The organism is Achromobacter sp. 01N37 (assembly GCF_056399725.1).
The window spans coordinates 156,554-171,192 of sequence record NZ_JBFTRX010000009.1 but is presented as its reverse complement, the minus strand read 5'-3'; the positions used below and the strand labels follow the sequence as shown (position 1 = coordinate 171,192).

The following is a 14,639-nucleotide window of genomic DNA, read 5'->3' as shown; positions in this document are numbered from 1 at the left end:
TTTGTCGTCACTGGAAGCAGCGATTACTTCGCCAGTTCCTTCCACACCGCAAGCGGGGCTTCCGCGTGGTTCAAGGTGTAGAAGTGCAGGCCCGGCGCGCCGTTGTCCAGCAGGGTCTGGCACAGCTCGGTCACGACATCCACGCCGAACGCGCGGATGGAAGCCTTGTCGTCGCCAAACTCCGCCAGCCGCAGGCGAATCCAGCGCGGCACTTCCGCGCCGCACATTTCCGAAAAACGCAGCAGCTGCGTGTGGTTCGTGATGGGCATGATGCCCGGCACGATCGGCACGCGCACGCCCTTGGCCTGGGCCCGGTCGACAAAGTCGAAATAGGCGTCGGCGTTGAAGAAATACTGCGTGATGGCCGCATCAGCGCCGGCGTTCACCTTGGCCACGAAATGGTCCAGGTCGGCCGACGGGTTCGTGGCTTGCGGATGCATTTCGGGATAGGCCGCGACTTCGATGTGAAACCAGTCGCCCGTTTCCTCGCGGATGAACGAGACCAGCTCATTGGCGTAGCGCAGTTCGCCCGCATCACCGCCCATGCCCGAAGGCAGGTCGCCGCGCAAAGCAACCACGCGCCGCACGCCTTCGTTCTTGTAGGTCTGGAGGATGTCCCGCAATTCCTGGCGCGTGGCGCCCACGCACGACAAGTGAGGCGCCGCATCGCAGCCCAGGTTGCCCAGCGTGCGCACGGCGTCCGCCGTGCCGGCACGCGTGGAACCGCCCGCGCCGAACGTCACGCTGACGTACTTGGGCTGGATGGCCAGCATCTGCTTGGCCGCGCGGACCAGCCGCTCTTGGCCGGCCAGGTCGCGCGGGGGAAAGAACTCCAGACTGAAAGCGGGGGAAGTCGAGTCAGACATTAGGGAATCAGTTTGGTAAGCAGGCCAGAGATGATGCTGTACAGAATGGCACCGCCCACGGCCCACCAGAACCCGTTGACCTGGAAGCCCTTCAGCACGGAGCCGACGAACCAGAACAACAAGGCGTTGATGACAATGAGGAAGAGCCCGAGGGTGACGATCGTGATGGGCAAGGTCAGCAGCACAAGCACGGGCTTGACCAGCATGTTCACCAGACCCAGCACCAGCGCGGCGATCAGCGCCGAACCGAAGCTGGCCACGGCAATGCCGGGCAAGAGGTAAGCAACAGCCAGCAGGGCCACCGCGTTCAGAATCCAGACGAGTATCAATGTCACCATGTTCGAACTCCTGTATTGACGCTCCGCGGCCCTGCCTTCAACAGACAAAAACAGGGGAACCCGCGGTTCGGAAAACCCGCGCCAACATGGCGCGGTAGTTTCCTATTGTGCTTTCAACCTATCAATAACGGTAGTGCTCGGGCTTGAAGGGGCCTTCGACCGGCACGTTGATGTAGTCAGCCTGATCCTTGCGCAGCGTGGTCAGCTTCACGCCCAGCTTCTTCAAATGCAGGCGGGCAACCTTCTCGTCCAGGTGCTTGGGCAGCACGTAGACTTCGCCCGACTTGTAGGCTTCGTTACGCGTGAACAGCTCGATCTGAGCGATGGTCTGGTTGGCGAACGACGACGACATCACGAACGACGGGTGGCCCGTGGCGCAGCCCAGGTTCACCAGACGGCCTTGCGCCAGCAGGATGATGCGCTTGCCGTCCGGGAAGATCACGTGGTCGACTTGCGGCTTGATCTCTTCCCACTGGCAATCGGCCAGACCGGCGACGTCGATTTCGTTGTCGAAGTGGCCGATGTTGCAGACGATCGCCTGGTCCTTCATGGCGTTCATGTGCTCACGCGTGATGACGTGGTAGTTGCCGGTGGCGGTGACGAAGATGTCGCCATGGACGGCGGCTTCTTCCATCGTCACGACCTTGAAGCCTTCCATCGCGGCTTGCAGGGCGCAGATCGGATCAATTTCCGTGACCCAGACTTGCGCGCGCAGGGCGACCAGCGCCTGGGCGCAGCCCTTGCCCACGTCGCCGTAACCGGCCACGACGGCGATCTTGCCGGCAACCATCACGTCGGTGGCGCGCTTGATGCCGTCCACCAGCGATTCGCGGCAGCCGTACAGGTTGTCGAACTTGGACTTGGTGACCGAGTCATTGACGTTGATGGCGGCAAAGGCCAGCTCGCCCTTTTGCGACATCTGGTACAGGCGATGCACGCCGGTGGTGGTTTCTTCCGTCACGCCTTTGATCAGCGCCAGGCGGGTCGAATACCACTTCGGATCACGCTTCAAGGTTTCCTTGATGGCGGCAAACAGGATGCGCTCTTCGTCGCTGCCCGGGTTGGCCAGCACCGAGAGGTCTTTCTCAGCCTTGGTTCCCAGGTGAAGCATCAACGTGGCGTCGCCGCCGTCGTCGAGGATCATGTTGGCGTTCTGGCCATTGGGCCATTCGAAGATCTTGTGGGTGTACTGCCAGTACTCTTCCAGCGTTTCGCCCTTGACGGCGAAGACCGGCGTACCCGATGCCGCGATGGCGGCGGCGGCGTGGTCTTGGGTCGAGAAGATGTTGCACGAGGCCCAGCGCACTTCGGCGCCAAGCGCCACCAGCGTTTCGATCAGCACGCCAGTCTGGATGGTCATGTGCAGGCTGCCGGCAATGCGCGCGCCCTTCAACGGCTGCGCGGCGGCGAATTCGTCGCGGATGGCCATCAGGCCGGGCATTTCGGTTTCGGCAATAGCCAGTTCGCGACGGCCCCAGCCTGCCAGCGACAGGTCGGCAACCAGGTAATCGGAGAAGGATTTATCAGTCACAGCGTTCATGGTGTGTAGGCTCCACGTGAATGTCGAACGGCGCACGATATGGCCGGACAACGCGAATACACCACGACAGTCGAGTGCTCGCCTTTCCCGCCATATGCGACAAAGGTGAGCGCCGTTGCTGTAGCGACGCGCGGGGCGCGGCGCTTGAACAAGGATTCCTGAGCCTGGCGAGCCGGGGTTCGCGCGCCTTGCCTTGGCAAGACGGAAACCGCAGGGTCGTCGCAACGCTCCTCAGGATTGCCGGGCATTGTACCGGTTTGACCGCCTGCGCGGAAATCCGTCCCCGAAATAAAACCCACAGGATTTCTTCCGGTCACCCCGCCCCGGCCAACGTTGTCCGCGAAGAAGCATCCGGCACCAAGGGAACCAGCGAGGCCAGCAGATCGGAGGCCACCGAATCCCAGCTGCGCGTCAGCGCATGCGCGCGCACGGCGTGGCGATCCAGCGGCAGCGCCGCGCGGCACGCGTGGGCAAGGTCATCATCCAGGCAGCCCGTCACACCCGGCGTCACCACCGCCAACGGCGCCTCGCTGCGAAACGCCGCCACGGGGGTGCCGCTTGCCATGGCCTCCAGCATCACCAGACCGAACGTATCGGTCAGGCTGGGAAACACGAACACGTCGGCCGCAGCATAGAAGCCGGGCAGCGCGTCGTCTTGCTGCATGCCCAGAAACACCGCATCTGGAAACCGCTTCTTCAACCGCGCCTCGTCCGGCCCTGCCCCCACCACCACCTTGCTGCCGGGCAGGTCCAGCGACAGAAATGCATCCAGGTTCTTTTCACGCGCCACGCGGCCCACGCTCAAGTAAACGGGGCGCGGCAGATGCGCAAACGCCTGGCTGTCGGCCGGCTGGAATTTGCGGGGGTCCACGCCGCGCGACCAGACGCGCAGGTTCGCCAGACCGCGCCGCACGAGAACGTCGCGCACCGTGGGCGTAGGCACCAGCACGCATTGCGACGGCCGATGGAACCAGCGCAGATAACGCCACGGCAAGGCTGCGGGGATGCCCATGCGCGCTTGCAGGTAGTCGGGGAACATCGTGTGAAACGAGGTCGTGAACTGCCAGCCGCGTGCGAGCGCCATGCGCCGCGCCGCCAGGCCCAGCGGGCCTTCGGTGGCGATGTGCAGCGCGTCGGGAATGGTGTCGCCCAGGATGCGGCGCAATTGCCGGCCGGGTTGCAGGCACAGCCGCAGGTCTGGCTCGGACGGCGCCGGTATGGTCCGGCTGCCCTGCGGGTTCACCACGATCAGCTCGTGGCCCCATTCAGACAGAATCTGCTGCATGGTCGTCCAGGTGCGGACGACGCCGTTGACTTGCGGATGCCAGGCATCCGTAACCAGAACGATGCGCATGAGGGGGGCCGGAAGTGGGCGATACCGCGATTTAGCCCGGCCGATATGACATGCCCAAGACGCCTGGAAAATTCGGACGGAAATTTCTGGCTGGCCGCGCGCCTGAGTTGTTGCGCGCTAGCCTGCTGTGCCTCTGTTGCTGCGCCTGAGTTGTTGTGGCTTAGTTGTTGCGGCTTAGTTGTTGCGACTGAATTGCTGCGACTGAATTGTTGCGGCTTAGTTGTTGCGGCGGGGATAGCCTTGCGCCTTGATGCGCACCCAGACTTCGCGCTTTTCCTCATCCGTCATGAACACCCAATTGGCGACTTCCATGGCCGTGCGGCCGCAACCGCGGCAGATATCGTCGAACAGGGTCGAGCAAACGGCCACGCAGGGGGAGTCGGTCGCTTTGAAGACGCGTTGCGCGTCGTCAGGGTCAGGCAATTCGGACAGGTCGGCGAAGTAACGATTCATGGGCCGAAGATTACCACCCGGGCTGTGTCCCTTTTTGGATAGCCCTATCGCCCGCCCTGGCTTGATTGACAGCCCGCGCTACCGCCATCCAAAGAACGCGCCCGCGTCCGCCAACAGCGCATCCGGCGTCTCTTCGGCCAGGTAATGCGCCCCCGGCAGCGGCCCGCCCGAGACGTCATCGGCGACCGCGCGCCACAAATCCAGCACATCGAAATTCTTGCCCACGGCGCCCCGTTCGCCCCACAGCACCCGCACCGGCATGCGCAGGCGCTCGCCCGCGGCGCGGCCGGCGCGATCATGCTCCAGATCCAGCGTGGCGGACGCGCGGTAATCTTCGCAGATGCCGGTTGCCCAGCCGGGCAATTGCGCCGCGCGTTCATATTCCGCCATCGCCTCCGCGGAAAAATGCGCCAGGCCGCCGGGCCGGCCGCCCATTACCGAACGCAGGTAGAACACCGGATCATGCTCGATCATCGTTTCCGGGCCGGGCGCGGGCTGGATCAGCCAGAACCAATGGAAGTACGCCTGCGCGAATGCGCGCGTCGTGCCTTCGTACATGTCCAGCGTGGGCGCGATGTCCAGCAGCATCATGCGCGACACGGCGCTGGCATGGTCCAGCGCCATCCGATGCGCCACGCGCGCACCGCGATCATGCGCCAGCACGTCGAAGCGTTCGTGGCCCAGCGCACGCATCAGCCCGACCATGTCGGCCGCCATCTCGCGCTTGGAATGCGCCGCGTGGTCCGGCGAGGCGGCGGGCTTGGTGCTGTCGCCATAGCCGCGCAGATCCGCCGCGATGCACGTGCGATGCCGCGTCAGTTCGGGCCACACGCGGTGCCAGATGGCATGCGTTTGCGGATGGCCGTGCAACAACAGCAGCGGCGGCCCCGACCCGTCGATGCGCGCGGCGATGTCCATGCCATTGGCCGGAATGCGGCGCACGGGCAAGTCGAAGAATGCGGTCATGGGGGAAGTCTCCTTGTGCGTCAGGGGCGCGCAGCGTTCAGGGTTGTACGGCGTCAGTGTCGTGCAGCGTGAAGGTCGTGCAGCGTCAGGGTCATGCGGCATTCAGGCGGTCGCGCACCGTGCGCGCCACATCCTTCATCCACGGGTGGCGCGCCCAGTGGGCGGCTTCGAAGCGTTCCACTTCGGGCAGTTGCAGCAGCGACGCGCCCACCATGTCCTGGCCTTGGGCGAACATGCGGCGATGGCGCTCGGGCAACGCAAAGCTTGCCGTCCAGCCATCCGCCGCACGAATCTGCCCTGCCATCACGTCGATGGCCACGCGGTTGCCAGCCGGTTGTTGAGAATCAGACACCCCGACATTGGACACCCGCTCGAGCAAGGCGTCGACCTCGGCGGCGGGCAGGCTCACCAGCAGCAGGCCATTATTCACCGCATTGAAGTAGAAGATCTCGCCGAAGCTGGGCGCGATCACGGCGCGGATGCCGAACTGCTGCAAGCCCCACACCGCGTGCTCGCGGCTGGAACCGCAGCCGAAGTTAGGCCCCGCCACCAGCACGGACGTGCCGGCATACGCGGCCTGATTCAGTACGAAGCCGGGGCGCGGCGCGCCGTGCTCGTCAAAGCGCAAGTCGTACAGCAGGCCACGGTCCAGCCCCGCCTTGTCGATGATGCGCAGAAACTGCTTGGGCATGATCTGGTCAGTATCCAGATTGGAAAACGGCAGCGGCGCGGCGATGCCTTCGATCAACGGATTCATTTGGCTTGCTCCCATTCACGGACATCGACGATGCGGCCGGCCAACGCGGCGGCGGCGGCCATCGCCGGGCTCATCAAATGCGTGCGCCCTGCCCGCCCCTGACGGCCTTCGAAATTGCGGTTGGTGGTGGACGCGCAGCGTTCGCCGGGGCGCAGCACGTCGTCGTTCATGGCCAGGCACATCGAACAGCCCGGCTGGCGCCATTCGAAGCCCGCTTCCATCAACACGGCCGCCAGCCCTTCCGCTTCGGCCTGCGCCCGCACCGCGCCCGAGCCCGGCACGATCATCGCGCGCACGCCCGCCGCCACCTTCCTGCCGCGCGCCAGCCCCGCCACCACGCGCAAGTCTTCAATGCGGCCATTGGTGCAAGAGCCAATGAACACGCGGTCAATCGGCACGCCGGCAATCGGCGCGCCGGGCGCAAGGCCGATATAGTCCATCGCCTTTTCCAACGCCAGCCGGGCCAGTTGATCGGGCTCGGCCTGCGGGTCCGGCACGTGGCCCGTCACCGGCATGGCCTGATCGGGGCTCGTGCCCCAGGTAACGAACGGCGCGATGTCCGTGGCGTTAAACACGTGTTCCACATCAAAGGATGCATTCGCATCGGTGCGCAGCGTGGCCCAATACGCGCGCGCCTGCGCCAGCAGTTCGCCATGCAGCTGCGGCGCGTGCGCGGTGACGTAGGCGTCGGTGGTCGTGTCCGGCGCGATCAGCGCGGCGCGCGCGCCCGCTTCCACCGTCATGTTGCACAGGGTCATGCGGCCTTCAGCGGACAGGGCGTCGATGGCGTCCCCACAGAACTCCACCGCATGCCCGCGCGCGCCCTGCGCGCCGATTCGATGCACAACATAAATGACGAGGTCTTTGGCCGACATGCCCGCCCCCAACGCGCCGTCCACGCGGATGCGCATGTTGCGCGCCACGCGATACACGAGCGTCTGCGTGGCCAGGATGTGCTCCACCTCGGACGTGCCGATGCCGAAACCCAGCGCGCCCAACGCGCCATACGTCGTCGTATGGCTGTCGCCGCACAGCACCACCATGCCGGGCAAGATCATGCCGTGCTCGGGCGCGATCACATGCTCGATGCCTTGCAGCGGGTCGGTCGTGTCGAACAGCGCGATGTGCTGCGCGTCGCAATTGCGTTTCAGGTTCACGGCCTGGCGCGCTGAGGCATCGTCCGCAATCACGCGCAGCGCGGGCGCCACCGGATGCGTGGGAATGATGTGGTCCACCACCGCCATCTGCTGGCCTGGGCGCAGCACGTTCCTGCCGCGCGCAGCCAGGCCGCTGAAGGCTTGCGGGCTGGTGTATTCATTCATGATGTGCAGATCGACGTACAGCAGAATGTGCTCGTCATCGATGCGGGCCACCTCATGGCTGGCCACCAGTTTGTCGTACAGCGTCATGCCGGGCATGTCTTGCTTCCTTGAATGGGGCGCCCGCGGCGGCGGCGGGCGGTCTTTCGGTTGCTGGTTGCGGCTGTTGCTGCCGTCGCTTGTTGCGGTTGCTTATTGCGATTGCTTTGTGCGGTTGCTTGTTGCGATCACTCGTTGCCGTCGCTTATTTGCGATTGCCTGTCGCGGTTGCGCCGCCGCTCCGCTTAGTTCGCCTGGATGCCAGCATCCTTCACGACGCCCGCCCAGCGCGTCATTTCAGCGGCCACCATGTCGTCCGTTTTGGCGGGGGTGGAGATCAGCGGATCGAAACCTTCCTGCTGCATGCGCGCCTTCAGCGCAGGCGACTGCAACGCTTCGGCCAGCTTCGTGTTCAACGTGTCGATCACCGCTTGCGGCGTACCGGCAGGCGCGCTGACGACAAACCACGTGTTGAACTCGTAGCCCGGCAAGCCGGACTCCGCGATGGTCGGCACGTCCGGCAGCAAGGGCGAACGCGTCGTGCCCGTTACGCCCAGCGCCCGCAGCTTCTTGCCATCCACCTGCGGCTTGGCGGCGGACAGCACGGGAAAGCTCATCTGCACTTGCCCGCTGATGGTGTCGACCATGGCGGGGCCGCCGCCCTTGTACGGCACGTGCAGAATCTGCGTCTTCGAGACCGACTTGAACAATTCCGCAGCCATGTGGAACGTGCTGCCCGTGCCAGCGGAACCGAAGCTCAGCTCATTGGCGGGCCGCGCGCGCACATAGGAAAGCAGTTCGCTCACATTGGCGACGGGCAACGCGTTCGTCACCGTCAGCACGTGTTGCGACGTGCCGACCGTGCCCACCGAACGCAGATCCTTCGTCGTGTCGAACGGCATGTCCTTGAACAGCGCCGGGTTGATCGCCAATGACATCGTGTTGATCGCCAGCGTGTAGCCATTGGGCTGGGCGCGCGCCACGGCGGCCATGCCGATGTTGCCGGACGCGCCCGCGCGGTTCTCGACGATCACGCTTTGGCCCAACGCACGGCCCCACGCTTCCGAGATCAGCCGCGCGGCAATGTCCACGCTACCGCCGGGCGCAAAAGGCACGACGAGCGTGACTGCACGTTCGGGAAAATTGTTCGCGGCGGCTGCCGGTACGGCCCAACAGGATGCGGCGACGGCCGCGCAGAACGCGCGGGCCAAGGGTTTGATCTTCATGGTTCGGGTCTCCTCGGTTGGCCACGTGGATGTGGCTCTATATCGGTGAACCCAGTGTATAAGCGGGTTTAATTCTTATAATTCCCGTTCAAACTAAATCTTTATTAAATTAGATTTATCAATCAGGCTTGCGCCATGGATGCCCTTTCCGATCTCGCCTTCTTCGCGCTCGTGGTCAAACACGGCAACCTGTCGGCCACCGCGCGCGAACTCGGCCTGACGCCGCCCGCCATCAGCGCGCGGCTGGCCCGGCTGGAGCAGCGCCTGGGCGTGCGCCTCTTGAACCGCACCACGCGCCGCGTCAGCGTCACCCAGGAAGGCGAGCTGTATCTGGCGGAAGGCGGACGCATCCTGGCGGATCTGGAAGCGCTGGAACGGTCGGTCTCAAGCGCCCGTGCCCAACCCCAGGGGCTGCTGCGGCTGAACGCCACTTTCGGCTTCGGCCGTGCGCACATCGTGCCGGCCGTCTCGGACTTCGCGCGCCAATATCCTGACGTGGAAGTGCTGATGCGCTTAACCGACCGGCCGCTGAACCTGATCGAAGAAGGCTTCGACGTGGCCGTGCGCTTCGGCGACCTGCCCGACGCCCGCCTGACCGCCCGAAAAATTGCCTCCAACCGGCGGCTGCTGTGCGCATCGCCCCGCTACCTGGACACCTATGGCGAACCGCGCACGCCCAGTGATCTGCAACGCCATCGCTGCATCGTCGTACGCGAGAACGACGTCGCCTACGGCACCTGGCGGCTGGAATCCGGCCAACGCGCCGAGACGGTCAAGGTGCGCGGCCCCGTCAGTTCCAACGACGGCCAAAGCGCACTGGAATGGGCGCTGGACGGCCACGGCATCGTCATGCGATCCGAATGGGAAACCGCCGCCTATTTGCGCGAGGGCCGGCTGCGCGAAGTGCTGACCGATTGGCGCACACCCCCCGCCGACATCCACGCGCTCTATCCCGAACGATTGAATCTACCGGCCAAGACGGTGGCGTTCGTGGAGTTCCTGTCCCAACGCTTCGCGCGGCATCTCAGGGCGCCGGGCGGGTCGGGGGGGATGTGGTGATGATCAGGGGAATTTTTGTAGCCTTTGGGCCTCAAAACTAATGTATTTTCTGTTTTTGGTGGCCTTTGGGACACAAATCGAGCCCTTCATGTCGTCTTAGATTTCAACGCGATTGTGTCCCACGGGCCACAAAAATAGTAGACTCAACACATATTGATGCCCAAGGGCTACAAAATGACCACACTTGGCGACGTTGCGGAGATGCTGAGGTCGGCCCGAAAGGAAAGCGGCCTGACCCAGGAAGAAATGGCCCGGCGCGCGGACGTCGCCCGGACGACGCTGGCGCGCATGGAGAACCTGGCCCGCAACGACATGAGCGTGTCGGCGCTTGTCCGGCTGCTCGAGGCGGCGGGCTACGACATCAAAGTCGTTAAGGCTGGACATCAGCGCACCTTGGACGACATCCTGGCTGAACAGCGGCGCGGGGACTAAGCCATGAAACTCGATGTGCATGTGCTGGGCCGTCAAAGCTCGACGAACGATGCCGTGGACTCGATGCCGCGATCGCCAACGCTGGATATGAAGCGGCGGACGCCCCGATGGACACCGTGCGAGTCATCGGGCGATCTGAAGGGCTAGCCGCGCCAAAACGCGCATGGCCCCCCGCGTCTTAAATCTCATCAATCGCCGTACTCGCCGTCGCGCCCGCCGGCGCGTCCCCTGCGCCGATCGCGTAGCGGTCGCGCGTGGTGACGTAGAAGCTGGCGCCGAAGCGGCCCACTGGAAAGTAATCCTGTAGACGCACGCGCCAGGTTTCCGTGTCGATCAGGCCGTCGCGCGCGTGCAGCCAGCGCACCTGGCCGATGAAGATCTGGCGGCTGGCGGTTTCCATGGTTTCGTAGAGCGTGCATTCGAATGCCACGGGCGCTTGCACGATGCGCGGCGGCTTGACGTGGTGGCTGGGCGCGGCGTCCAGGCCCGCGTGGGCCAGTTCGCTGACGTCCGCCGGCAGGCGGTCGCCGCAGCGGTGCATTTTTTCCGCCATGGCTTCGTCGGTCAGGTGCACCACGAATTCCTTGTCGCGGGCGATGTTGCGCGCCGTGTCCTTCAGGCCGCCGTCTTCCAGCCGGTTGATGCTGACCATGACAATCGGCGGGTCTTCGCCCAGCATGTTGAACATGCTGAAGGGCGCCGCGTTGACCACGCCGGTTTCCGACAAGGTGGTGATCAGCGCGATCGGGCGGGGCACGATCAGGCTGGCCATCAGCTTGTAGCGCTGGTATTCGGTGATTGCGTCGAAGTCGATTTCCATATCAGGCCAGTCCCAGCATCTGGGCAAGGGTTTGCGCGGGTTGCGGGCGTTCAAGGCTGATACGCCGCTCCAGGTCCGCAAGGTGGTTGTCATTGATCTTCACGGCCTCGGCCACGTCGCCGCGTTCCATCAGGTCGACGATCAGCACGTGCTCGCCGTGTTCGCAGGCGGCGTTGCCGGGCGGCTCGTACAGCGCCACGATGAGCGAGCAGCGCGACACCAGTTCGGCCAGATAGCCGTGCAAAATGGCGTTGCCCGACAGCTCGCCCAGCCGCACATGAAAGGCGCTGGCCTGACGCGCCCATGCGGGTTGGCCGGCGCGATGCAGCAAGGCATGTTCGTCGCGCAACTGCTTGCGCAGCGACGCGTAGTCGGCCTTGGTGGCGCGCGCCACGGCCAGCGGCAGCAGCGCCGCTTCCAGCGCACGGCGCGCCTGGAAGATCTGGCGCGTGTCTTCGGGCGTGGGCTCGGCCACCACGGCGCCACGGTTGTGATGCAGGTCCACCACGTGCTCGTGCGCCAGACGTTGCAAGGCCTTGCGCGCCACGGATCGCGACACGCCAAACAAGTCGCAGATGGCGGCCTCGGGCAGCTTTGTGCCGGGGGTCAGCCGCTGGCTCATCACGCTTTCGTAGACGGCCTCGCAGATGCGGCGCTCCATGTCGCTGTCGGGCGTGCCGTCGGCGGGGCCGGCGTCGCGCGGGGCAGCGGACGCGACGCTGGTGCGTTCCATAACGGCAGACTCCACGGCGATCTTGCTGCGGGGGGCAGGCTTGGCGCGGGGTTTGGCGGGGCTTCGGCTGGGCATGCTGAACTCGAAAAGGTTAAACGGGTGCGGCGGTTAAACGGGTGCGGCAGTGAGACGGGTACGGCTGTTGAACGGGTAAGGCAGTTAACCGGGTAAGACAGTTAACCGGGTACGGCGGCGGGATCGTTCGGCGCCGGCCGGGTAGCGGCCAGGCCTCATAGCGCAGCAATCACGCCCGCTGGCAGGCTGTCGACATGACGGCAGATCTCACCCGGCGTGGTGAACCAGATCTCGCCCCGGTCGCGCGCGGCGGCCAGTGGCGCCAGCGCGCGGCGCAGGTGCCGCAAGCGGTACGGCTGCCCGACGATATACGGATGCAGCGCAATGCCCATGACCAGCGGCTGGCGGGTGGCCTGCACGCGCATCTCTTCGAACTGGTCAAGAATCATATCGGCAAAGTCGCGCGCGTCCATCTTGCGCCCCATGATCATCGGGATGTCGTTGAGCTCTTGCGGATACGGAATGGCCCAGAGGTCGCCCGCGCGGGTGCGCATGCGCATCGGCTGGTCGTCATGGCACCAATTCAGCGTGTAGCGGTAGCCGGCTTCGGCCAAGAGATCGGGCGTGGCTCGGCTTTCCGAAATCCATGGCGACAGCCAGCCGGCGGGCGCGCCACCCGTGTGCTGACGGATACGGTCGCGGCAATGCGCAAGCAGCGCGCTTTCCTCGGCCTCGGGCAGGCCGCCCTGCCGGTGCGCGTTGCTGTAGCCGTGGCCGATCAATTCATCACCGCGCGCGAGGAAGGCGTCCATCAGGCCGGGGCAGTGGTCATACAAAGCGGTGTTGATCAGCACGCCCGCGGGCAGGCGCAATTCGTCGAACAGTTCCAGGCAGCGCCACGCGCCCACGCGGTTGCCGTATTCGCGCCAGGCGTAGTTCAGCACGTCGGGATGCGGGGATGCCGGCCCCAGCTCGGCGCCCAGCCCTTCGCCAAACGCGAAGTGTTCGATGTTGAACCCCAGGTACACGGCCAGACGCGCGCCGTTCGGCCAGGTGTAGTCGGCCCGGCCAGAGATGGGCTGGTAGGCGAAGCGGCCATGGCAGGCCAGGGGCTCGGGCGTCCAGGCGGAGCCGGGTGCGGACATTGCCCCGGGAATCGACCCGGGAATCGACCCGGGCATAGACCCGGGCATAGACCCAGCCATCGAGGTGGACATCGCCCCGGACGCATCGGCACGCCCCGGATTAGTGCTTGAAAGCAAGGATGGATTCATTTTGGTGCAAATCCTGATGCATGATTGTTAACAAAATTTCTGCTGCTTTGAAAACAAAATTTGGCGTTGACGCACACAAAGTGCAGGCAAAACACGCCGCATCCCCCTGGTAACGCCGTGATCGCCGCAACCTGCGGCCGGGCCGGATCAGGTGGCATGGATCTTGCATGGGGTAGGCAAGCAGCACTTAACCCCATGCAAGATCCGTTCCACTTTTCCAGGAGTGCCCGATGGTCCCGACCCGCCGTTCCTTTCTGCTTCGCGCCACCGCCGCCGCCCTCTTCACGGCCGGCCTCGCCCTGCAACCGGCGCTTGCCGCCGACCCCATCAAGATCGGCTTGATCACCGCGCTGTCGGGCGAGTCGGCCCGCGCGGGCGAAGCGCTGACGCGCGGCATGACCATCGCCATCGACGAAATCAACGCCAAGGGCGGGCTGTTGGGTGGCCGCCAGATCGTGCTGGTGCGGCGCGACGACGAAGGCAACCCCGCCAAGGGCATGGCCGCCGCGCGCGAACTGATCTTCAAGGAAAAAGTGGCCGTGCTGTTTGGCGGCCTGGACACGCCGGTGTCGATGGCCATCGTGCCCATCGTGAATCAGGAGAAGGTGCCTTTCATGGGTCCGTGGGCGGCCGGCACGGCCATCACGCAGAACAAGGGCAACCCGAACTTCGTGTTCCGCGTGTCGGCCATGGACGAGATCGTCGACAGCGCCATGGTTCAGTACGCGCAAAAGACGTTCCAAACCGCCAAGCCCGGCATGATTCTGGTGAACAACCCCTGGGGCGAATCCAACGAGAAAGGCCTGAACGCCGCGCTTGCAGCCGCCAAGGTCACGCCCGCAGGCGTTGAAAAATTCCAGCCCAACGACCTGGACGTGGTGCCGCAGCTAAGCCGCCTGAAGGCCGCAGGTGCGGACACGCTGTTCCTGGTGGGCAACGTGGGCCCGTCGGCGCAAGTGGTGAAGTCGTTGGACCGCATGGGCTGGAAGGTGCCGATCGTGTCGCACTGGGGTCCTGCGGGCGGCCGCTTTACTGAGCTTGCCGGCCCCAACGCCAAGAACGTGCACTTCGTGCAGACCTACAGCTTCTTCGGCAAGCAAGGGCCGGTGGGCGACAAGGTGATGCAAGCGCTGAAGACCAAGTATTCGGACATCAAAGGCCCGCAAGACATCACGCCCGCCGTCGGCGTGGCCAACGCGTATGACGGCATGCAGCTGGCGGCGCTGGCCATCGCGCAGGCCGGCTCGACCGATGGCGACGCGGTGCGCCAGGGCTTCTACAAGATCGGCAAGTACGACGGCCTGATCAAGACGTATGAGCAGCCCTTCACGCCGGCCTCGCACGATGCGCTGCGCGAGAACGACTATGTGTGGACGCAGTTCATCGACAACCGCATCCTGCCCGTCAAGGGCGCGCAGTAAATCAGCTGAATCACGCGGGAGACGCGC

Annotated in this window: 15 protein-coding genes and 1 riboswitch; of the genes, 3 read left to right on the top strand and 12 right to left on the bottom strand. The window is 64.8% G+C overall.

All coding sequences use genetic code 11. The features are described from left to right. Positions 1 to 23: 23 nt before the first annotated feature. From metF to AC1DSJ_RS19830, 9 genes are all read right to left on the bottom strand, one after another. Positions 24 to 866: a methylenetetrahydrofolate reductase [NAD(P)H] gene (gene metF, locus AC1DSJ_RS19870; RefSeq protein ID WP_054420728.1), complete on the bottom strand. Its 843-nt coding sequence runs from the start codon at positions 864 to 866 to the stop codon at positions 24 to 26. After that, entirely contained in the window at positions 866 to 1,201 is a 336-nt protein-coding gene (locus AC1DSJ_RS19865) for a phage holin family protein (protein ID WP_006224804.1), read from the bottom strand. The genes metF and AC1DSJ_RS19865 overlap by 1 nt, the downstream gene beginning before the upstream one ends. Before the next feature lie 124 nt (positions 1,202 to 1,325). Continuing rightward, positions 1,326 to 2,744, bottom strand: coding sequence for an adenosylhomocysteinase (gene ahcY, locus AC1DSJ_RS19860; protein ID WP_175170331.1), 1,419 nt, complete (start codon positions 2,742 to 2,744; stop codon positions 1,326 to 1,328). Between the two features lie 100 nt (positions 2,745 to 2,844). Next, positions 2,845 to 2,983: riboswitch (S-adenosyl-L-homocysteine riboswitch) on the bottom strand. A gap of 74 nt (positions 2,984 to 3,057) precedes the next feature. Then, entirely contained in the window at positions 3,058 to 4,098 is a 1,041-nt protein-coding gene (locus tag AC1DSJ_RS19855; protein ID WP_054420730.1) for a glycosyltransferase family 4 protein, read from the bottom strand. 216 nt (positions 4,099 to 4,314) lie between these two features. Beyond that, positions 4,315 to 4,551 (bottom strand): DUF1289 domain-containing protein, encoded by a 237-nt coding sequence (locus tag AC1DSJ_RS19850; RefSeq protein WP_054420731.1) that lies wholly within the window; start codon positions 4,549 to 4,551, stop codon positions 4,315 to 4,317. A gap of 78 nt (positions 4,552 to 4,629) precedes the next feature. Next, positions 4,630 to 5,517, bottom strand: coding sequence for an alpha/beta fold hydrolase (locus AC1DSJ_RS19845; protein ID WP_441371977.1), 888 nt, complete (start codon positions 5,515 to 5,517; stop codon positions 4,630 to 4,632). Between the two features lie 91 nt (positions 5,518 to 5,608). Next, positions 5,609 to 6,274 carry a 3-isopropylmalate dehydratase small subunit gene (gene leuD, locus AC1DSJ_RS19840; protein ID WP_441371976.1) on the bottom strand — a complete coding sequence of 222 codons (666 nt, stop codon included), beginning with the start codon at positions 6,272 to 6,274 and terminating at the stop codon, positions 5,609 to 5,611. Further along, positions 6,271 to 7,692, bottom strand: a complete 1,422-nt coding sequence (gene leuC, locus AC1DSJ_RS19835) for a 3-isopropylmalate dehydratase large subunit (RefSeq protein WP_441371975.1) — start codon at positions 7,690 to 7,692, stop codon at positions 6,271 to 6,273. Before leuC ends, leuD begins: the two co-directional genes overlap by 4 nt. A 185-nt stretch (positions 7,693 to 7,877) precedes the next feature. Continuing rightward, entirely contained in the window at positions 7,878 to 8,858 is a 981-nt protein-coding gene (locus AC1DSJ_RS19830) for a tripartite tricarboxylate transporter substrate binding protein (RefSeq protein WP_054420735.1), read from the bottom strand. 135 nt (positions 8,859 to 8,993) lie between these two features. Here AC1DSJ_RS19830 and AC1DSJ_RS19825 point away from each other — a divergent pair, with 135 nt between their 5' ends. Both AC1DSJ_RS19825 and AC1DSJ_RS19820 read left to right on the top strand, forming a co-directional pair. Continuing rightward, positions 8,994 to 9,917: a LysR family transcriptional regulator gene (locus tag AC1DSJ_RS19825; RefSeq protein WP_441371974.1), complete on the top strand. Its 924-nt coding sequence runs from the start codon at positions 8,994 to 8,996 to the stop codon at positions 9,915 to 9,917. A gap of 174 nt (positions 9,918 to 10,091) precedes the next feature. Next, the gene (locus AC1DSJ_RS19820) at positions 10,092 to 10,349 is read left to right on the top strand and encodes a helix-turn-helix domain-containing protein (RefSeq protein ID WP_441371973.1); all 258 of its coding nucleotides are present in this window, start codon (positions 10,092 to 10,094) and stop codon (positions 10,347 to 10,349) included. A 178-nt stretch (positions 10,350 to 10,527) separates the two neighbouring features. Here AC1DSJ_RS19820 and AC1DSJ_RS19815 read toward each other — a convergent pair whose 3' ends face one another. From AC1DSJ_RS19815 to AC1DSJ_RS19805, 3 genes are all read right to left on the bottom strand, one after another. Then, a complete protein-coding gene (locus AC1DSJ_RS19815) occupies positions 10,528 to 11,169 on the bottom strand; it encodes a flavin reductase family protein (protein WP_342066378.1) in 642 nt (213 codons plus the stop codon). 1 nt (position 11,170) lies between these two features. Beyond that, on the bottom strand, positions 11,171 to 11,977 hold the full coding sequence (locus AC1DSJ_RS19810; RefSeq protein WP_441371972.1) for a GntR family transcriptional regulator: 807 nt from the start codon (positions 11,975 to 11,977) through the stop codon (positions 11,171 to 11,173). 155 nt (positions 11,978 to 12,132) lie between these two features. Then, complete coding sequence (locus AC1DSJ_RS19805; RefSeq protein ID WP_441371971.1) at positions 12,133 to 13,062, bottom strand: polysaccharide deacetylase family protein; 930 nt, start codon at positions 13,060 to 13,062, stop codon at positions 12,133 to 12,135. Between the two features lie 359 nt (positions 13,063 to 13,421). On the opposite strand from AC1DSJ_RS19805, the gene AC1DSJ_RS19800 reads away from it, so the two are divergent. Further along, positions 13,422 to 14,612 (top strand): ABC transporter substrate-binding protein, encoded by a 1,191-nt coding sequence (locus AC1DSJ_RS19800; protein ID WP_054420740.1) that lies wholly within the window; start codon positions 13,422 to 13,424, stop codon positions 14,610 to 14,612. The last annotated feature ends 27 nt before the right edge of the window (positions 14,613 to 14,639 follow it).